The organism is Yoonia sp. BS5-3 (genome assembly GCF_038069655.2).
Classification (GTDB): Bacteria; Pseudomonadota; Alphaproteobacteria; order Rhodobacterales; family Rhodobacteraceae; genus Yoonia; species Yoonia phaeophyticola.
In genome coordinates, this window is sequence record NZ_CP150951.2 from 2,312,647 (window position 1) to 2,330,977 (window position 18,331).

Consider the following 18,331-nt stretch of genomic DNA (forward strand, 5'->3'; position numbering starts at 1 on the left):
CCCTTCTTACGCGATCAGCCGCCCGTATGGGACATATGCCGGCTAACCTGCCCATCGACCTGCTGGCGGGAATAGTCAAAATCATGCCCTTTGGGCTTCAGCGCGATGGCTGCAAAGGACTTCGTCCAAGTATATCAGTCATCAAATTTTACTAAGATAGCGGCCTTCCGCGATGGCGAGCATACCAATAAAGCGAAACCAAATGTCGGGCTGATTTATGACCACATTTAATGCAGCCTCATGTTCACCAGCTAGGGATGCGAGCATTAGCAGATTAAAATACAACTCTCCATCGTCGTCCACTTCCTCATAAGCTTCAAATGCAGAGATGAAATCCCTTTGTTCGACCATTTTGATTGCGATCAGATTTAGCAGGTCCTGTTTCTGGCGCTCGTACAATGTCTGGCCGGTAACGTGTATCACCTGGGCTGCTGTCTCAAATTTTCTGCTATCAATTAGCCAAGACAGAAGAATGTCGAGTTGATCCGAGTGTAGCTCTTGAACATGCTGTAATGCGGTATCAACGTCACCTTGATCGAACAAAAGATAGAGCAGGGCAGGGTTTCGGTCATCAAGGTTGTCACCGTCGAACGTGTAGTCGGTAAGCCCCAATTTTACGCGCGTGACACGCTCATATCCATCCACAAAATTATCGAGCCTTAAGTCACCTTCGGTGACCGCTTGTACTGTCCTAGCAATATAGGAGAATACTGTTGTATCGGTGTTGTCTGATCGATAAATTGCACGCATCAAATCTCGTGTCACATGCATCCGGAAAATAAAATTTTCGTTTGACAAAATGTGATTTAAAAACGTGTCGACGGTATAGTCACCGTCGACCACCTCAATCAAATCACCAAGTTTGTTACCTCCTGCCTCAACCAGACTTTTGATCGCATCATCCAATCCTACCCGTTGAAAAAGGCGCCTTTGAGCCATCCGATCGAAATCGAAACTATGCAAATACCTAGAATCAAGATTTGAGAGTACAGCTGTGAGTTCACTGGCATTTCCTGCGACCATCGTGTCGATGGATATCGCAGTCACCATTTGAGAGTAATACCAGCTTAACTCTTCATCGTATTCTGTTTGCTCAAGCAACTGCCAGACGTTTTCAGGATTGTCGGTCATGGCTTGCGTTAGCCAAAGATCGGCATAAGCGAATTTATGATTCGCAACAGGTAGATCGACAATCATCTCCTCCGCGATCTGCAGCAAGCAATAGGTCTCCAGCGTTTCAAAGCAATTCAATTTACTCAGTTCGCTGTCGTATCTTGCGATTTCTGCGTTCACGGCCTCGATGCTTAAATCACCCACGGGGCCTATCAAAAGCTGAACGCTCAAATCACTGCCAGGATGCTCCATGACAATCGATTCGAGATTTTGTTTCACTTGGCTTAACGCTTGGTGCCATTCCTCAATCTGTTGAATGTTGGTCGTTTCGCTGGTGGAGACCGATTGATAATCACGCCATTTTAGCATGGCTTCAGTGAACAGGAGGTTAGCCTCAGAGTTTGCATCAGGAAAAACGGGGCCTGCCAAAATGATATACACTATAGCGCTGTGAAGTAATTTGCGCAGAATTTGCATCAACATTGGTCCTCGTAACTTACATGAAAAGACTACCGTTGTAGATGGGAATCTCAATGTGAATTTATCTGTAATGGACTATCTACGATATTGCATCTGAGCTTCGATGTTATGTCTAGCCACCCGTATGGGACATATGCCGGCTAACCTGCCCATCGACCTGCTGACGAGAATAGTCGAAATCATGCCCTTTGGGCTTCAGCGCGATGGCTGCCCGAATGGCATTTTCCAAATCAACATCCGCCTCAGAGGCGCGCAGCGGTCCCCGCAAATCTGAATGGCCCTCTTGGCCCAGACAGGTATAGATTTCGCCGGTGCAGGTAATCCGCACCCGGTTGCAGCTTTCGCAGAAATTATGGCTCAACGGTGTGATAAACCCGATCTTTTGTCCGGTTTGGGCAATCTGAACATAACGCGCCGGTCCGCCGGTCCGCTCGGTCAGATCAGTCAGGGTATATTGCTGGGCCAGCTGGGCGCGTAGGTCTTTGAGCGACCAATATTGCCCCAGCCGATCCTCATTGCCCAAATCGCCCATCGGCATGACCTCAATAAAGGTCAAATCTATATCACGGCTGGCGCACCAATCGGTCAGGGTGAACAGCTCATCTTCGTTAAACCCCTGCAACGCAACGGTATTTATCTTTACGCGCAACCCGGCCTTTTGGGCTGTATCAATCCCGCGCAGCACTTGGGGCAGGCGGCCCCAGCGGGTGATTTGGGCAAATTTGGCGTCATCCAGCGTATCAAGCGAGATGTTGATCCGCCGCACACCGGCCGCGAAAAGATCATCGGCAAAGCGTTCAAGCTGGCTTCCGTTTGAGGTCAGCGTCAGTTCGGTCAGGCTGCCATCCTCAAGATGGCGGGTCATGCCACGAAAGAAGGTCATGATATCCCGCCGCACCAAAGGCTCGCCGCCGGTGATGCGCAGCTTTTTGACGCCAAGACGGATAAAGGCCGAACACATGCGATCCAGCTCTTCCAGCGTCAGCAATTCTTTTTTGGGCAGAAACGTCATATTTTCGGCCATGCAATAGACACAGCGGAAATCGCAGCGATCCGTCACGGAAACGCGCAGATATTCGATCATCCGGGCAAATGGGTCTATCAAAGGCGGTGTCATGCAAAGACACTATGCACCGGCGCAACCCTGCGCAAGTCGCAAGCTCACCATTGTCTGTCACGCTTGCGCGACATAAGTTCGCTTTATGAGATTGATTTTTGTACTCCCCTTCGCGGCCCTCGCCGGTTGCAGCTCGCCCTCAATGCAAGGGATTTTTGGCACGGCGCCACAAGCACCCGCCGCAATTCCAGCGCCAACCTTAGATCCGACACCGCCGCCACCGCCGCCAAGCAATGCAACGACGGTGGATCAGTTTGATACCACAAGCGAAGAGGATCGGGCCGCCGCGACCGAAGTGTCCGATGACAGCGAAGCCGCCGAACTGGGCGTGACAATCGCCTCGCTTGGGTCACCTGCAGAGCCTGGTATCTGGCTGGAAACGCCGCTTGTCGACGTGCTGACACCGGGGCGCATCACCTATCAGGACAAGACCATCAATATCGAATTGCGCCCATCCGGCGGTGTGCCCGGATCAGGCAGTCAGATCAGCTTGGCCGCCATGCGCCTGATCGAAGCGCCGCTGACAAGCCTGCCAGAGCTGACCGTTTTCGCCCAATAGGAACGGATCTACGACGCCAATTTGCGCCCCGCCTCGCGCACGGCAAAAGGTTTCATGGCGCTTTGATGCGTCGCCAGGAACTGGCGCACGCGCGGGGCATCGTGTTTTGACAGCTCGCGCAGCCACCATGCGATGGCTTTCTGGATGAACCAGTCGTGATCATTCACATAAGATGCCGCCCAGCCAAGCACGCGGTCGCGGGCTGCGATCTCGGCGGGTTTGGGGTTGTTTTGCTTGGTCCAAGGCAGGGTCATGACCAAGGCCGCGCGCCGGGTCCACATGTGATCGGATGTGGTCCAGGTCTCAACCTCATCAAGGCGTGAGGGGTCGGCCACCAACCTTTTTTGCCCTGCAATGCTGGCATGATCGGCTATGGCCCAGGCATCAAATTCAGGCACCCATGATGTGATTAGGTCCCAAGCGCCCTGGTCATCCGGGCGGATACGAGCCTGTGTCAGCAGTTTTGCGGCGGCCACACGCCCTTCGTGAATATTGCCTTTCCACAGTCCCTTGGACAGGGCCAGGCGCGTTTCAAGATCAATCGCGGCGCGCCATTCTTTGACAAAAGCGTCGATTTGCGGATTGGCGAGGCCCAGATAGGGGCGGTCAACCTTGTGATAGCGGTGCATTTCGGCGGCCTTGGCAGGATCACCGGCGGCGCGCAGCAGGGCAGTTGCCTGTTTTGGGGTCATGTTAATTTCGCCTGTAAATGGGCTTTGATTGCGGGCCATTCGGCCCCGATGATCGAATAGACAGCCGTATCGCGCAGTGTCCCGTTGGGCATGATCATGTGATTGCGTAAAATACCGTCCAGCTGTGCGCCCAGACGCTCAATCGCGGCACGTGACTGACGGTTCAAACGGTGGGTGCGCAGTTCAACCACGTTGCAGCCCAAAGCCTCAAACGCATGGGTCAGCATCAGCAGCTTCATCGCAGTATTTACCTTTGTGCCTTGCGCCGTTTTCGCAAGCCATGTGGCGCCAATTTCGACCCGTTTGTTATGGGGATCGGTATTGAGATAGGTGGTCATCCCGATAGGTGCGCCATCAGGGCCAAGCACGGCAAATGGCTGCATATTCGGCCGCGCGATGCGGCTTTCAATCTCAGCGGGGACATCTTGGGGTATGGATGTGTACCAAAGATCGCCCAGGGTCGCAGCGGCTGCGGTCAACGCAGGTGCATGGTCGGGTTGTAGCGGCTCTAACCTGACAAATGCATTTTCAAGCGTGACCGGGGCGGGCCAGGTCATTCGACGGTCACCGATTTGGCCAGGTTGCGCGGTTGGTCCACATCTGTGCCCTTGGCCACCGCCGTGTGATAGGCAAGCAGCTGCGCGGGCAGCGCATAGAGGATAGGTGCAAGGAACGGGTCAATTTCCGGCATCAGAATAGTTTCCCAGACGCCTTCGCCTGCCTCTTTCGCGCCTTCGGCATCGGTGATCAATAGAACCTTGCCGCCGCGCGCCATGACCTCTTGCATGTTGGAAATTGTCTTGTCGAATAGCGCGTCGCGCGGGGCCATGACGATGACGGGCACATGTTTGTCAACCAAGGCGATGGGACCATGTTTCAGCTCTCCAGACGCATAGGCCTCGGCATGGATATAGCTGATTTCTTTCAGCTTCAGCGCCCCTTCATGGGCCAGTGGATACATCGCGCCGCGTCCCAAAAACAGGATATCGCGCGCTTCAGCCAGTTTGGTGGCCAGCTGATCTGTCCGGCTTTCGATTTGCAGCGCGAGGTTCATGATCCCAGGCAGGGCCCGTAGCCCGGCAAGCTTTTCAGCCAGCGCGTCCTCATCCATATGGCCGCGCGCCTGGGCGGCTTTCAGCGCCAGGATCGCCAATGTGGTCAGCTGGCAGGTAAAGGCCTTGGTTGAGGCGACGCCGATCTCGGTTCCTGCAAGGATGGGCAGCGCCAAATCGCTTTCGCGCGCGATTGAGCTTTCGGGCACGTTGACGACCGACAGGATTTTGTCGGCCTTGCCTTCCATGTAACGCAGTGCGGCCAGCGTATCTGCCGTCTCGCCTGATTGGCTGACGAAAAGCGCGACAGTGCCGGGCGTCACCGGCGGCTCGCGATACCGAAATTCGGATGCGACATCGATTTCGACGGGCAGGCGGGCGATCTGCTCAAACCAGTATTTAGCCACCATGCAAGCGTAGTAGGCGGTACCGCAGGCCACGAGCGTCAGCCGTTCAATCTGGGTAAAGTCGATGCCTGGCTCCGGCAGGGTGACGGCGGTGCCGTCTGCGTTGATGTAATGGGCCAGCGCGCCTTGCAACACGGTCGGCTGTTCGGCGATTTCCTTTGCCATGAAGTGTTTGTAGCCGGCCTTGTCCACCTGCGCGGTGTCGATCTGGATTGTCTTGAGCGCGCGGTTGGCGATGTTACCTTCGCGGTCGCGGATCTCGACGGAATTGCGGGTGACGATGGCCCAGTCGCCCTCTTCCAGATAGGTGATCTTGTCGGTCATCGGGGCCAGGGCGATGGCATCAGAGCCGACGAACATTTCGCCTTCGCCATGGCCAATGGCCAGGGGCGATCCTTTGCGCGCGGCAATCAGCAGATCATCCTCGCCGTCAAACAGGAAGCACAGCGCATAGGCCCCTTCAAGCCGGGCAATCGTCTGTTCGGCCGCATCGCGCGGGCTAAGCCCTTGGTTGCGGTAATGCTGGGCTAGCAGGGCGATGGTTTCGGTATCCGTGTCGGTCTGGAAGCTGATGCCGTTTTCGGTCAGAAACGTGCGCAGTTCCCGGAAATTTTCGATAATCCCGTTATGAACGACCGCAACGCCGCCAGATTGATGCGGATGCGCGTTGCCCACATTCGGCGCGCCATGCGTAGCCCACCGGGTATGCCCGATGCCCGATTTGCCCGCCAGCGGTTCATGGACCAGCAAATCTGACAGGTTGACGAGCTTGCCAACAGCCCGCCGCCGATCCAGCCGATCATGATTGACCGTCGCGATCCCGGCGCTGTCATAGCCGCGATATTCCAGTCGCTTAAGCGCTTCGACAAGGATCGGGGCGGCTTCGTGATTGCCCAGAACACCAACAATACCGCACATATCAGGACCCTTTTGCTTTTTTCTTGGCCCGCAGCTTTTCGAAAAGCCGCGTGGCGAAACCGGATTTGTTTTCTTGCCGGGCGCGGGCCACAGCCAGATCACCTGCGGGTACATCGCGTGTGATGACTGATCCGCTGCCGGTCATGGCCTGATCGCCCACGGTGACAGGTGCGACCAGCATCGTGTTTGAGCCGATAAACGCATCTGTCCCGATCGTTGTCTTATGTTTGAAGACGCCATCATAATTGCAGGTGATTGTGCCCGCGCCGATATTGCTGCGCGCCCCGATCTGTGCATCGCCGATATAGGTCAGATGGTTGACCTTGGCGCCCTCATCGATCTGCGCGTTCTTGATTTCAACGAAATTGCCAATTTTCACGTCCTCCGCCAATTCCGCCCCCGGACGCAGCCGCGCATAGGGGCCGACCACCGCGCCGCGCGAGACATGGCAGCCTTCCAAATGCGAAAAGGCGCGGATGGTTGTCCCGGATTCGACGGTCACGCCGGGGCCAAAGACCACATTCGGCTCGATCAGCGTATCGCGTCCGATCACAGTGTCATGGGCGAAAAAGACAGTCTCGGGGGCGGTCAGTGTGACCCCGTCGCTTTGCGCAGCAGCGCGGGCTTTGGCCTGAAACAGCTGCTCGGCCTGGGCCAGTTCCGCGCGTGAATTGACGCCGAGCGTTTCCGCCTCATCACAGGTGACAACGGTGGCTGACAGGCCGCGGCTGCGCCCAATGCTGATGACATCGGTCAGATAGTATTCGCCCGCGGCATTGTCGTTATCAACCGCGTCAATCAGATCAAACAGCGTTTGGGCGTCGGCGGCAATAACACCGCTGTTGCATAGCGTTACGGCACGCTCGGCCTCTGATGCGTCTTTGAATTCGACGATCCGGTCCAGCTGATCATTTTCCATAATTAACCGGCCATAGCGGCCCGGATGGGCCGCATGAAAGCCAAGCACGACAAGATCATGCGTTTTACGGGCGGCGGTCATCGCAGCAAGGGTTTCGGGGCTGATAAAAGGCGTGTCGCCATAAAGAACCAGCGCATCACCGTTGAAATCCGTCAAGGCGGCGCGGGCCTGGGCCACGGCATGGGCGGTTCCCAATTGTTCGGATTGCATGGCGGTGATCGCCGCGGGATCATAGGCGAGCGCGGCCTTTTGTACGGCCTCGGCACTGTGGCCCGCGACAATAACGGTTTGTTCCGGTGCCAAAGCGCTGCCCGATTTCATCGCATGGATCAACATTGGCGCACCCGCAATCGGGTGCAGCACTTTGGGCATGTCCGAATTCATCCGTGTGCCCATGCCAGCGCCCAGAATAATCAATGCAATCGCCATTGCCGCCTCAATCGTTTTTGTTGCCCTGACTTCTACTGCGCTTTTTGATTATCACAAGGGTTGGGGGCTTCACATCAGTTTACAGGGCGTTACAGAGGAGTTGGTTAACAACTTACAAAGATCGTCCATGCGCACAGTTATTTTTGACCTTGATGGCACCCTTGCCGATACCAGTGGCGATCTGATCGCTGCGGCCAATACCTGTTTTCGGGGGCTTGGCCTGGGCGATTTGCTGGACCCGGCGGCGGATGCTGCGACCGCCCTACGCGGTGGGCGTGCGATGCTGAACCTGGGGTTTTCGCGCATCGAAGGGTTCGGTGAGGCGGATGTTGATGCGCAATATCCGATCCTGCTGGCGGCTTATGCTACCGATATCGATACACATACCGTGTTATATCCCGGTGCGATGGAGGCGGTCGAAAAGCTGAAAACCGACGGTTACGCAGTGGGCATTGCCACCAACAAGCCCGAAGGTCTGGCAGAGACGTTGATGCAAAGCCTTGGCGTGCGGGATGCGTTTGCATCGCTTATCGGGGCCGATACGCTGCCGGTGCGCAAACCTGATCCGGAACATCATTTTGAGGCCGTCAGGCGCGCAGGTGGTGATCCCAAACGCTCGCTTTTGGTGGGGGACACGGCCACCGACCGCAATACATCACGCAACGCCGGGGTGCCGTCTGTTCTGGTGACATTCGGGCCGGGGCGGGACGACGTGCTGAAACTGGACCCCGAAGCGACCATCGACAGCTTTGCAGAATTGCCGGACGTCGTGGCGCGGTTGATTGGCTGAAGGGTCATGTCGCACCAGCGGCATTCCATGACGCCGATGATATTGACCTGCGCTATCTGAATGCAGGACACTCCGACCATGACAGAGAATTTCATCGGCAGTTTCACCCAACAAGAACCGATTCCCGCAGACGCGATAGCTGCGGCGAATGCGGTCATGCAGCACGGCCGGTTGCACCGCTACAACACCGTGGATGGCGAGATCGCTGAAACGGCGCTGCTGGAAGAGGAATTCGCGGCCTACACCGGTGCGAAATACTGCCTTGCCGTGGCCTCTGGTGGCTACGCGATGACGACCGCTTTGCGGGCAAGTGGGGTGCAGCATGGCGATAAGGTTCTGACAAACGCCTTCACGCTGGCCCCTGTGCCCGGTGCGATTGCGGCTGTAGGCGGCTTGCCGATCTATGTGGGCGTGACCGAGGATTTGGTAATCGATCTGGATGATCTGGCCGCCAAGCTGGATCAATCCAAGGTCCTGCTGCTCAGCCATATGCGCGGGCACATCTGCGATATGGACCGGCTAATGGCCATGTGTAACAACGCGGGCGTGACCGTGATCGAGGATTGCGCACATACGATGGGGGCTGCTTGGGACGGTGTGCCGTCGGGGCGCTGGGGGCGGTTCGGCTGCTATTCCACGCAGACCTATAAACACATCAATTCCGGCGAAGGCGGCCTGCTGATCTGTGACGGGGCCGAAGACATGGCCCGCGCGATCATGCTCTCTGGCAGCTACATGCTGTTCGAAAAACACCGGGCCGCGCCGCCGCCTGAAACCTTTGCACAGATCAAATATGAAACGCCGAATATCTCGGGGCGGATGGACAACCTGCGGGCGGCGATCCTGCGGCCGCAACTGCGGGATTTGGCGACCCAAGCGACCAGATGGAACGAACGGTACCAAGTGCTTGAGGACCAGTTGTCAGATGTGCCCGGACTGACCCTGCCCAATCGGCCTGCGAAAGAACAGTTCGTCGCATCATCCTTCCAGTTCCTGCTGCTTGACTGGGGGGCAGAGGCCACCGAGACGCTGATGAACCGGTGTTCTGCACGGGGGGTTGAGCTGAAATGGTTCGGCCGGGCCGAGCCTGCGGGCTTTACGTCGCGCTACGACAGCTGGCGGTATGCGCCATCTGAACCCATGCCCGCATCCGACCGGGTGCTGGCGGGGATCGTCGATATGCGGCTGCCACTGACATTTTCTCTGGAGGACTGCGCCTTGATCGCGCGGATCATTCGTGACGAGGTTTCTATCGTCTACCAAGGAATGATGGCCGCGACGGCTTGAGGTTGGCGCGGCGAGGGTTGTGTATTTGGTCTTGAGGATCAGGCGTGTTTAATGGTGGTACAAATCAAAGGCAGGGATCGGGACTTGGCTACCGTTTGGTAGTGCCGCCTCAACGACTACTTTCTAGGAAAACATTGCTGTGGTAGTGTTCTACCATGACAACCATTAGACCCATTGGCGGAGAAACTCCGCTCGATTTTGTTGAGCGAGCAGACTCACTAAAAGTACAGGGTGAAGTGATTAGCAAAGTTCTCAGGGATCACTTTGGCTATACGGATGACGGCGAAATAAAGAAGCTCAAGTTGCAGTCCAAGCCATTTTGGGATCAGTTTTATCGGGATCGTGTCGCGGGGATATTTCAAAGAGGGGGTACTCGGTACGCTGCTCTGAGGTTCGTACAGAGGAAAAACGACTATGCGGAAGAGCACAGAAGGCTTTCCGAAGTTGAAATCGAACGAATTGTGGACTCGGTAGGTGAATGGCCTCGTTAATCTGATTTTCGCACAGCAAACACTATTGCACTTTGCAGCATCCGTGACATCGGGTGCAATCCTGCCGCTAAGAGGCTCGTTCTCCGATGCGGTGAAATGCAGTCCCATATGAAGGTCGCCGCTTCTATCAGCCTGGCTTCGTCAAACCAAATCCACAAACGACCCTATGATCAACCAAAAACACTAGACAGTACGCACTCGCCATGATTACAAATGAACAAGCGTTCAATTAATGGGAGGACGCCATGTTCCATGGCTCAATGACATTTGATCTGGGCGAGGATGTGAACGCGTTGCGCGATATGGTGCACGCCTGGGCGCAGGAGCGGGTCAAGCCGATGGCGGCGCAAATCGATCACGACAACGCCTTTCCGGCAGCACTTTGGCCCGAAATGGGCGCACTCGGCCTGCTGGGCGTCACGGTCGATGAGCAATACGGCGGGGCAGGCATGTCCTATCTTGCACATACGGTTGCCATCGAAGAAATCGCCCGCGCGAGCGCCTCGGTCTCCTTGTCCTACGGCGCGCATTCCAATCTTTGCGTGAACCAGATCAAGTTGAACGGCAATGACGACCAAAAGGCGAAATACCTGCCGCGCCTGATTTCGGGCGACCACGTCGGTGCCTTGGCCATGTCCGAAGCGGGGGCGGGGTCAGACGTGGTCTCAATGTCGCTGCGCGCCGAAAAGCGCAATGATCACTACCGCTTGAACGGCAATAAATATTGGATCACCAACGGACCGGATGCGGATACGTTGGTGGTTTATGCCAAGACTGACCCCGACGCAGGATCAAAGGGGATCACCGCCTTTCTGATCGAAAAAGAGATGACGGGTTTCAGCACATCCCCTCATTTCGACAAGCTGGGGATGCGCGGGTCGAACACAGCCGAACTGATCTTTGATGATGTGCAGGTCCCGTTTGAAAACGTACTGGGTGAAGAGGGCAAAGGCGTCCGCGTCCTGATGTCGGGCCTCGACTATGAACGGGTTGTGCTGGCGGGGATCGGGCTAGGGATCATGGCCGCCTGTCTGGATGAGGTCATGCCCTATCTCAGCACCCGCAAACAGTTCGGAGCACCCATCGGGAATTTCCAACTGATGCAGGGCAAGATCGCGGATATGTATACGGCGATGAATTCAGCCCGGGCCTATGTCTATGAGGTCGCACGGGCCTGCGACCGGGGCACCGTGACGCGGCAAGATGCGGCGGCCTGCTGTCTTTATGCGTCCGAAGAAGCGATGAAACAGGCCCATCAGGCGGTGCAGGCGCTGGGCGGGGCAGGGTTCCTGAACGACGCGCCCGTCGCGCGGCTGTTCCGCGACGCGAAACTGATGGAGATCGGGGCCGGGACGTCCGAGATCCGCCGGATGCTGATCGGGCGCGAGATGATGGGGGCGATGGGATGAAGTGGCTTGTCTTATTGTGGGTGCTGTTACCTGTCCGGCTTGCAGCGCAGGACATGGCGTTGGAATACTACAGTAGGTGCGTCGGTCCTGCCTATGAGCAACAAGCCGTCGCCAAATATGAAAATCTGAGTTGTCGTCTGACGCAAAGCTGCGCCCCGTTCGATCCCAGTGATTTTGCGGGACAAATCGAAACAGACTGCGTTTCGATCTCTGTGGAGATTTGCTTGGTTCTTGATGAACCCGATACATGCGTCGCTGGTGTCATTGAAAAACTAAGGATGAGAACGCAGGATGTTGCATCTGGTTTTCCGATCTCGAGAGTCGAAGCTGCAGCGCGAGGCAAAGAGAGCTTGCTTGCACGTTCGCTCATGTTGCAGCTTGAGCGATCTCAAGAGGTATTGAGCGGAACAGCCGCGGATCTTTGCCCGACAGCCGCCGAAATAAGGCTGTTTGAGTCCTTCGGTGTCGAAGAAGAAGCGTTGTGCCACCTGCGGGAGGCATCCTTTCAAAGTCGCATAGTGTATCAGATAAAGGCGCGAACATTGGAACTTGAGGCGTTAGACGAATGATGCGTAATGCCCTTTTTCTTCCTATAGCGGCTCTTGCTGCCTTTGCGGCTTATTTGGGTCTGCGCGCTGGTCAAATCCCCAGCGAAACCGAAATCATCAACCACTACGCCGCCGCTTATATGGCCAGTGCGCCAGAGGGGGCTGAGGCAACCGATTGCGCCGCCGCGCCGCATCCCGACAAGGCTATTCGCATGGTGATCAGTTGCACTCATCAAAGCGGCTTGATCACCACCTATTTTGTCGGGCCGCGCGGCGCCGCATTACCCGAACCGGAAGGTCCCCAAGCATGATCCGCCTTTCCCTGACCCTGATGGCACTCGCCACACCCGCCTTGGCGCAAGAGTATCCGGTTGACCGCGATGCGGTGCTGGCCTGTTTTGACGCAACAGCAGGCAACCTGAACCCACCCGGCTGCATCGGCGCTGCCGCTGAAATGTGCATGGAGCGATCGGAGGGCGGCTATACGACCGTTGGCATGGCCTCGTGCGTGTCGTCCGAAACGGCTATTTGGGATGAGCTGCTGAACACCGTCTATGGGGATTTACGCGCTGATATGGGCGCGCTTGATGCGGATGACACGAATGCCGGTCGGTCCCGGGTTGAGGCGCTGCGCGATGCACAGCGTGCCTGGATCGCCTTTCGTGATGCCGATTGCGCATTCAACTGGGCGATTTTTCAGGAAGGAACGATGCGCTCTTTAGTCTCAACGGGCTGCATGCTGGACATGACTGCAGACCGGGTGCTTGAGCTGCACAGCCATTTGGAGGCCCCATATTGAGTGACCGTGACGCACATGAGGCGGCGCTGGCCGCTGTTCAGGCCGTTGCCCGCGATGCGGCTGCTGGCGGCGGTGAAAAATCCCGTGCCCGCCATCTTTCCCGAGGTAAAATGCTGCCGCGCGACCGCGTAGCCGGGCTGCTTGATCCGGGGTCTCCCTTCCTGGAGGTTGGGGCGACCGCCGCCCATGGCATGTATGATGGTGCGGCCCCTTGTGCGGGCGTGATCGCCGGGGTGGGCCTTGTGAATGGGGTGCAGGTCATGGTCGTTTGTAATGATGCCACCGTGAAGGGTGGCACCTATTATCCGATGACCGTCAAAAAGCATTTGCGCGCGCAAGAGATCGCTGAGGCCTGCCATCTGCCTTGTGTCTATCTGGTCGATAGCGGCGGGGCGAACCTGCCTAACCAGGATGAAGTTTTTCCCGATCGCGACCACTTTGGCCGCATCTTCTATAATCAAGCTCAGATGTCCGCGAAGGGCATTCCGCAGATCGCTGTTGTCATGGGCTCTTGCACCGCAGGTGGCGCTTATGTGCCTGCCATGGCCGATGTGTCGATCATCGTCAAAGAGCAGGGTACGATCTTTCTGGCAGGTCCGCCCTTGGTGAAAGCAGCGACCGGAGAGGTTGTCTCTGCCGAGGATTTAGGTGGCGGTGATGTGCATACGCGCTTGTCCGGCGTTGCCGATTATCTGGCCGAAGATGACGCCCATGCGCTGGCGCTTGCGCGTCAAGCAGTGGCGTCATGTGCTTCGGATAAAACATTTCATGTCAATCGGTTAACGTCTGGAGCCCCCAAACTTGACCCGGACACGATGTTCGATGTGGTCCCCGCTGATCTGCGTACGCCCTATGACATCCGCGAGGTGATCCGCCGCATTGTCGATGGTTCGCGCTTTGATGAATTCAAAGCCCGATTTGGCGAAACGCTGGTTTGCGGGTTTGCCCATATTGATGGCTGGCCCTGCGGGATTGTGGCCAATAACGGCGTGCTGTTTTCGGAAAGCGCGCAGAAGGGTGCGCATTTTGTGCAGCTGTGTAGCCAGCGAAATATTCCTTTGATTTTCCTGCAGAATATCACCGGCTTCATGGTTGGTCAAAAATACGAAAACGAAGGCATTGCGCGGCATGGTGCCAAGATGGTCACTGCCGTTGCCACAACGAAGGTGCCCAAGATCACCATGGTCGTTGGCGGGTCTTTTGGGGCCGGCAATTACGGTATGTCCGGTAGGGCGTATAGCCCGCATTTCATGTGGTCCTGGCCCACGTCTCGTATCAGCGTGATGGGGGGGCAGCAGGCGGCCGGTGTGCTGGCGACGGTGAAACGCGACGCAATTGAACGGGGCGGTAGCGCTTGGTCTGAGGCCGAAGAGGCGGCCTTTAAGCAGCCCACGATTGATATGTTCGAAGAACAATCGCATCCGCTTTATGCCAGCGCGCGGCTTTGGGATGACGGCATCATCGACCCGCGCAAAAGCCGCGAGGTGCTGGCGCTGTCATTGTCGGCGGCCTGTAACGCCCCGATTGAGGAGACACGCTTTGGCGTGTTCCGGATGTGATGCAGATGGCGTACAGAATGCGTACAGATGCCGTATGTACTCCAGCAAAATGCGGGGGGCTTTGATGCGTGGATTGAAGGATCGTATTTGGGATAACATCCCGTCCGTAAAAATGCCCACCCTGGGCAAGACCGTCGATATCCCGGTCTATGTGATCCACAACAGCCCCGATCCGGAAGATTATTTCTTCATCTTCGATTTTGAGCAATTCGTGGAACGGTCGCGCAGCGGTATGTTCGTTCGGCCACGGTTAAAGGTCTGGGCGGGGCGCAGTGACTTTGCGCGTGGTGCCTTCGCCCGGCAGTTTCGGGAGAGCTTTTCGCACGAGTTTGAGCAAGCACGACAGGCGAACGCGAAGGGCCGTGAAGGTGGGTCTGGTTGGTTGGATTGGGGACTCGCGGCCGGCTCCATTCCTGAGGCCATCGGCGTGTTTGCGGCATACGTTGTTTTGTTGGTCGCCAGCTCAGCCGGTAAAGTTGTGTGGACTGCCTTGCCGATCCCGCGGTTTTTGCGGGGCAAAAGCGATGCGGAGAAAATGGAAAGCCAGATCATAGAGACCCAAAGCAAGGTCGATGCGGCATTGGCCGGCTTGGAGATCACCCTGCATGATGATCTGCACAAGCATGCAACCCGCAGCGGGGCGAAGGTGTCGACAACCGGAATGACGAAAGACGACTGGCCGCTTCCTGCGTTTGTGACGGATCACCTGACCGACCGGACGTCGACATCATGGTGGTAGGGCGGGCACAACTGGGTTTGCAGATTGATCCGGTGACCGTTGCAGTATTGGGTTACCAATTCCCTGATGCCGCTGACTACTGGGACGGGAATTGGTTGGTTGTTGACATCCGTGCTGGGAAAACCTTGGGCATCAACCGGGACCCATGTTTACGGACCGATGAATTGCATCAGTTTCATGAGGAACTCAGCGCGATGATCGCTGGCGCACCGATGGCGAAGCTTGTGCCGATGGAACCCTATTTTGAGCTTGTGCTGACCAAGAACGCAGACACGGATAAGACCGCTGTGTCCGCCCGTATTTGGTCGAGTGGGGCGAAAGAACAAGAGACGATTTCCTTCGATGTGGGTGCCGACGATTTATCAAAGTTAAGGTGCGATCTGGATGATATCCTGAAGGAATTTCCTGTGAGGGCGCGCAATGTTCACTAAAATCCTGATCGCCAATAGAGGCGAGATTGCTTGCCGGGTTATCAAGACCGCCCGCCAGATGGGCGTGCAGACGGTGGCTGTCTATTCAGATGCGGACAAGGATGCGCTTCATGTCCGGCAGGCGGATGAGGCTGTGCGGCTGGGTCCGGCACCGGTGGTGGACAGCTATTTGCGTGGCGAGTTGATTATTCAGGCGGCGTTGGAGGCCGGCGCGCAGGCGATCCATCCGGGCTATGGCTTTCTGTCTGAGAACCCGGATTTTGTTGACGCCGTTGAGGCGGCAGGGCTGGTTTTTATTGGCCCGTCGGCGCAGGCGATCCGTGCGATGGGTTTGAAGGACGCAGCCAAAGCGCTGATGGTTGAGGCTGGTGTACCAGTTGTTCCGGGGTATCATGGCCGGACGCAGGACGCCGCTTTTTTAGCTAAAAAAGCGGCTGAGATCGGTTACCCGGTGTTGATCAAGGCGGTGGCAGGCGGTGGCGGCAAGGGGATGCGTTTGGTCGAGGTTGCACCAAATTTTCTAGAAAATTTGGCCTCCGCGCAAGCTGAAGCACAGAGCGCTTTCGGGAACGCGGATGTCTTGATTGAGAAATATGTCGCGGCGCCACGGCATATCGAGATGCAAATTTTCGGGGATGGCGCGGATGCGATACACTTGTTCGAACGTGATTGTTCGTTACAGCGCCGCCACCAAAAGGTGATTGAAGAAGCGCCGGCGCCGGGCATGACTGATGAAATGCGCGCAGCCATGGGGCAGGCAGCTGTCACGGCGGCCAAAGCGATTGGTTATGCCGGTGCGGGCACGGTTGAATTCATCGTTGATGGCTCGGGCCCCCTACGCCCGGATGGGTTTTGGTTCATGGAAATGAACACCCGGCTTCAGGTCGAGCATCCGGTGACCGAAGCCGTCACCGGAATTGACTTGGTTGCATGGCAGCTGCGTGTTGCAGCAGGTGAGGCTTTGCCTGCTGCGCAGGAGGATCTGACCCTTTCCGGGCACGCGATGGAAGCCCGACTTTACGCCGAAGATGTCCCTGCCGGTTTCCTGCCTGCGACGGGCGTCATCAATCATTTGGCATTCCCCGATGATGCACGCATCGATAGCGGTGTGACAGCCGGTTCCGAGATTTCGCCCTGGTATGATCCGATGATTGCCAAGCTGACAGTGCATGCCGCCGACCGGGCGTCATGCTGCCGCGCGTTATCATCCGCTTTGCAGCAGACCCATGTTGCAGGTGCTGTAACCAATTTAGGGTTCTTGCGCCGGCTCGCCCGTCATCACGATTTTGTCGCCGGTGATGTGGATACCGGTTTGATTGCGCGGGCGGGTGAAGATCTGACAGCGGCCTTGATCCCGACGCTGTCAGAGATCGCCATTGCTGCTGTCACCGCTGCTGCGCTGCCTCGGGACGTTTTGACAGGGTTCAGCCTGTGGGACCCTTTGCAAACTGTGATCGCACTCGCTTGGGCGGACAGGACCTATCATCCCCGCCTGGTGGTGCATAGCCCCGATCAAGTTGACGTTATTCTGGACGAAGAAACGGTGTCATTGACCCGGTTCGGCGCGCATTGGGGTATGCCTGCCATTCGCCATGCCGATTGCGTCACCGTTTTTGGTGCCGAGCCTATTGCGTTCACATTAATCGATCCGCTGGACCGCGCGACCACTGCGGCGGCAGGTGATACGGTGCTGGCCCCGATGCCTGGCCTTGTTACCGAGATGGTGGCCACCCCGGGACAGCATGTGGCGGCTGGGGACCGGCTGGCTGTTTTGGAGGCCATGAAGATGGAGCATGTTTTGCCCGCGCCGCGTGATGGCAAAGTGATATCGGTTGCGGTTTCTGCTGGAGATCAGGTTGCGGCTGGCGCTTTGATGGTCGCCTTGGAGCCCCTGTCGTGATCCGGCTTCATCATTGTCCGCAGACCCGCTCAATGCGCAGCTTGTGGCTGCTTTATGAGCTGGATGTGCCATTTGAGCTGCAGGTCTACCCGTTCGACAAAACACTGCGCGAAGAGCCGTATCGTTCGCTGAACCCTGCAGGCCGCGTTCCAACCCTGGAAGTCGACGACATCGTGCTGACTGAAAGCGGCGCGATCGCGGAATATCTTTGCGCCCGTTTTCCCGCCAAGGGTCTGGGGCGGGATCAAAGCGATCCTGAATGGCCCGCATGGGTAAACTGGATCCATTTTGCCGAGACCATCAGCCAGCATGTTGCTGCGCTGACCCAGCAGCACATCGCGCTGTATGAAGATCACATGCGTTCACCCATTGTGATGCGGCTAGAGGCCGCCCGTTTGGCCAAAACCCTGCGCTGCGTCGATGACGCTTTGCAGGGCGGCTATTTGCTAAGCCGATTTTCCGCAGCGGACATTGGCGTGGGACAGGCGGTCTATATGGCGGCGCATTTTGTACATCTGGATGAATTCCCCCGGCTTGCCGCCTGGTTTGAGCGTTTGCAGGAACGTCCTGCTTATCAGCGCGCCTTGCCGGATGGGTCGGGGCTTTATGCGCAGGACTTTTATCCGCCGTGGGAGCCCACGCCATGAAGGGGCGCTTCCCCCGGCCTTGGCGGGCCTCCCCAGAAGTATTTG

The 18,331-nt window shown here is 56.9% G+C and carries 18 protein-coding genes and 1 pseudogene; 12 read left to right on the forward strand and 7 right to left on the reverse strand.

The annotated features are described in order from the left end of the window. Positions 1-14: 14 nt before the first annotated feature. From AABB29_RS11650 to moaA, 3 genes and pseudogenes are all read right to left on the reverse strand, one after another. Positions 15-113 (reverse strand): annotated as a pseudogene (locus AABB29_RS11650) (cyclic pyranopterin phosphate synthase); the annotation flags it as partial. A gap of 28 nt (positions 114-141) precedes the next feature. After that, positions 142-1,590: a hypothetical protein gene (locus AABB29_RS11655; RefSeq protein WP_341366748.1), complete on the reverse strand. Its 1,449-nt coding sequence runs from the start codon at positions 1,588-1,590 to the stop codon at positions 142-144. Between the two features lie 115 nt (positions 1,591-1,705). After that, entirely contained in the window at positions 1,706-2,710 is a 1,005-nt protein-coding gene (moaA, locus tag AABB29_RS11660) for a GTP 3',8-cyclase MoaA (protein ID WP_341366747.1), read from the reverse strand. Positions 2,711-2,795: 85 nt separating this feature from the next. On the opposite strand from moaA, the gene AABB29_RS11665 reads away from it, so the two are divergent. Beyond that, entirely contained in the window at positions 2,796-3,269 is a 474-nt protein-coding gene (locus AABB29_RS11665) for a D-galactarate dehydratase (RefSeq protein WP_341366746.1), read from the forward strand. Between the two features lie 8 nt (positions 3,270-3,277). Here the strand turns inward: AABB29_RS11665 and AABB29_RS11670 are convergent, their stop codons facing one another. Genes AABB29_RS11670 through glmU form a run of 4 tightly spaced genes read right to left on the reverse strand, consistent with a single transcriptional unit; the run spans position 3,278 to position 7,686 of the window. After that, on the reverse strand, positions 3,278-3,961 hold the full coding sequence (locus AABB29_RS11670) for a DNA alkylation repair protein (RefSeq protein ID WP_341366745.1): 684 nt from the start codon (positions 3,959-3,961) through the stop codon (positions 3,278-3,280). Further along, positions 3,958-4,518 carry a GNAT family protein gene (locus AABB29_RS11675; protein WP_341366744.1) on the reverse strand — a complete coding sequence of 187 codons (561 nt, stop codon included), beginning with the start codon at positions 4,516-4,518 and terminating at the stop codon, positions 3,958-3,960. Before AABB29_RS11675 ends, AABB29_RS11670 begins: the two co-directional genes overlap by 4 nt. Next, positions 4,515-6,338: a glutamine--fructose-6-phosphate transaminase (isomerizing) gene (gene glmS / locus AABB29_RS11680; RefSeq protein ID WP_341366743.1), complete on the reverse strand. Its 1,824-nt coding sequence runs from the start codon at positions 6,336-6,338 to the stop codon at positions 4,515-4,517. Before glmS ends, AABB29_RS11675 begins: the two co-directional genes overlap by 4 nt. Position 6,339: 1 nt before the next feature. Continuing rightward, positions 6,340-7,686, reverse strand: a complete 1,347-nt coding sequence (gene glmU, locus AABB29_RS11685) for a bifunctional UDP-N-acetylglucosamine diphosphorylase/glucosamine-1-phosphate N-acetyltransferase GlmU (RefSeq protein ID WP_341366742.1) — start codon at positions 7,684-7,686, stop codon at positions 6,340-6,342. A 127-nt stretch (positions 7,687-7,813) separates the two neighbouring features. Between glmU and AABB29_RS11690 the strand changes: the two genes are divergently transcribed. The 11 genes from AABB29_RS11690 to AABB29_RS11740 all read left to right on the forward strand — a co-directional run bounded on the left by AABB29_RS11690 (position 7,814) and on the right by AABB29_RS11740 (position 18,286). After that, the gene (locus AABB29_RS11690; RefSeq protein ID WP_341366741.1) at positions 7,814-8,476 is read left to right on the forward strand and encodes an HAD-IA family hydrolase; all 663 of its coding nucleotides are present in this window, start codon (positions 7,814-7,816) and stop codon (positions 8,474-8,476) included. A 78-nt stretch (positions 8,477-8,554) separates the two neighbouring features. Further along, positions 8,555-9,763 (forward strand): DegT/DnrJ/EryC1/StrS family aminotransferase, encoded by a 1,209-nt coding sequence (locus AABB29_RS11695; RefSeq protein ID WP_373636519.1) that lies wholly within the window; start codon positions 8,555-8,557, stop codon positions 9,761-9,763. A gap of 736 nt (positions 9,764-10,499) precedes the next feature. Further along, positions 10,500-11,663, forward strand: coding sequence for an isovaleryl-CoA dehydrogenase (locus AABB29_RS11700; RefSeq protein ID WP_341366740.1), 1,164 nt, complete (start codon positions 10,500-10,502; stop codon positions 11,661-11,663). Next, a complete protein-coding gene (locus AABB29_RS11705; RefSeq protein WP_373636520.1) occupies positions 11,660-12,232 on the forward strand; it encodes a hypothetical protein in 573 nt (190 codons plus the stop codon). The genes AABB29_RS11700 and AABB29_RS11705 overlap by 4 nt, the downstream gene beginning before the upstream one ends. After that, the gene (locus AABB29_RS11710) at positions 12,229-12,522 is read left to right on the forward strand and encodes a hypothetical protein (RefSeq protein WP_341366738.1); all 294 of its coding nucleotides are present in this window, start codon (positions 12,229-12,231) and stop codon (positions 12,520-12,522) included. Before AABB29_RS11705 ends, AABB29_RS11710 begins: the two co-directional genes overlap by 4 nt. Then, positions 12,519-13,010, forward strand: a complete 492-nt coding sequence (locus AABB29_RS11715; protein ID WP_341366737.1) for a lysozyme inhibitor LprI family protein — start codon at positions 12,519-12,521, stop codon at positions 13,008-13,010. Before AABB29_RS11710 ends, AABB29_RS11715 begins: the two co-directional genes overlap by 4 nt. After that, a complete protein-coding gene (locus tag AABB29_RS11720) occupies positions 13,007-14,569 on the forward strand; it encodes a carboxyl transferase domain-containing protein (protein ID WP_341366736.1) in 1,563 nt (520 codons plus the stop codon). Before AABB29_RS11715 ends, AABB29_RS11720 begins: the two co-directional genes overlap by 4 nt. A gap of 64 nt (positions 14,570-14,633) precedes the next feature. Continuing rightward, positions 14,634-15,308: a hypothetical protein gene (locus AABB29_RS11725; RefSeq protein ID WP_341366735.1), complete on the forward strand. Its 675-nt coding sequence runs from the start codon at positions 14,634-14,636 to the stop codon at positions 15,306-15,308. Next, positions 15,299-15,739 (forward strand): hypothetical protein, encoded by a 441-nt coding sequence (locus AABB29_RS11730; RefSeq protein WP_341366734.1) that lies wholly within the window; start codon positions 15,299-15,301, stop codon positions 15,737-15,739. Before AABB29_RS11725 ends, AABB29_RS11730 begins: the two co-directional genes overlap by 10 nt. Beyond that, positions 15,729-17,639: a biotin carboxylase N-terminal domain-containing protein gene (locus tag AABB29_RS11735; protein ID WP_341366733.1), complete on the forward strand. Its 1,911-nt coding sequence runs from the start codon at positions 15,729-15,731 to the stop codon at positions 17,637-17,639. Before AABB29_RS11730 ends, AABB29_RS11735 begins: the two co-directional genes overlap by 11 nt. Continuing rightward, positions 17,636-18,286 carry a glutathione S-transferase gene (locus AABB29_RS11740; RefSeq protein WP_341366732.1) on the forward strand — a complete coding sequence of 217 codons (651 nt, stop codon included), beginning with the start codon at positions 17,636-17,638 and terminating at the stop codon, positions 18,284-18,286. The genes AABB29_RS11735 and AABB29_RS11740 overlap by 4 nt, the downstream gene beginning before the upstream one ends. Positions 18,287-18,331 lie beyond the last annotated feature (45 nt).

Coding starts and splice junctions, on each gene's coding strand:
- AABB29_RS11655 (WP_341366748.1), bottom strand. CDS start 1,590: ATGCAAATTCTGCGCAAATTACTTCACAGCGCTATAGTGTATATCATT.
- moaA (WP_341366747.1), bottom strand. CDS start 2,710: ATGACACCGCCTTTGATAGACCCATTTGCCCGGATGATCGAATATCTG.
- AABB29_RS11665 (WP_341366746.1), top strand. CDS start 2,796: ATGAGATTGATTTTTGTACTCCCCTTCGCGGCCCTCGCCGGTTGCAGC.
- AABB29_RS11670 (WP_341366745.1), bottom strand. CDS start 3,961: ATGACCCCAAAACAGGCAACTGCCCTGCTGCGCGCCGCCGGTGATCCT.
- AABB29_RS11675 (WP_341366744.1), bottom strand. CDS start 4,518: ATGACCTGGCCCGCCCCGGTCACGCTTGAAAATGCATTTGTCAGGTTA.
- glmS (WP_341366743.1), bottom strand. CDS start 6,338: ATGTGCGGTATTGTTGGTGTTCTGGGCAATCACGAAGCCGCCCCGATC.
- glmU (WP_341366742.1), bottom strand. CDS start 7,686: ATGGCGATTGCATTGATTATTCTGGGCGCTGGCATGGGCACACGGATG.
- AABB29_RS11690 (WP_341366741.1), top strand. CDS start 7,814: ATGCGCACAGTTATTTTTGACCTTGATGGCACCCTTGCCGATACCAGT.
- AABB29_RS11695 (WP_373636519.1), top strand. CDS start 8,555: ATGACAGAGAATTTCATCGGCAGTTTCACCCAACAAGAACCGATTCCC.
- AABB29_RS11700 (WP_341366740.1), top strand. CDS start 10,500: ATGTTCCATGGCTCAATGACATTTGATCTGGGCGAGGATGTGAACGCG.
- AABB29_RS11705 (WP_373636520.1), top strand. CDS start 11,660: ATGAAGTGGCTTGTCTTATTGTGGGTGCTGTTACCTGTCCGGCTTGCA.
- AABB29_RS11710 (WP_341366738.1), top strand. CDS start 12,229: ATGATGCGTAATGCCCTTTTTCTTCCTATAGCGGCTCTTGCTGCCTTT.
- AABB29_RS11715 (WP_341366737.1), top strand. CDS start 12,519: ATGATCCGCCTTTCCCTGACCCTGATGGCACTCGCCACACCCGCCTTG.
- AABB29_RS11725 (WP_341366735.1), top strand. CDS start 14,634: ATGCGTGGATTGAAGGATCGTATTTGGGATAACATCCCGTCCGTAAAA.
- AABB29_RS11730 (WP_341366734.1), top strand. CDS start 15,299: ATGGTGGTAGGGCGGGCACAACTGGGTTTGCAGATTGATCCGGTGACC.
- AABB29_RS11735 (WP_341366733.1), top strand. CDS start 15,729: ATGTTCACTAAAATCCTGATCGCCAATAGAGGCGAGATTGCTTGCCGG.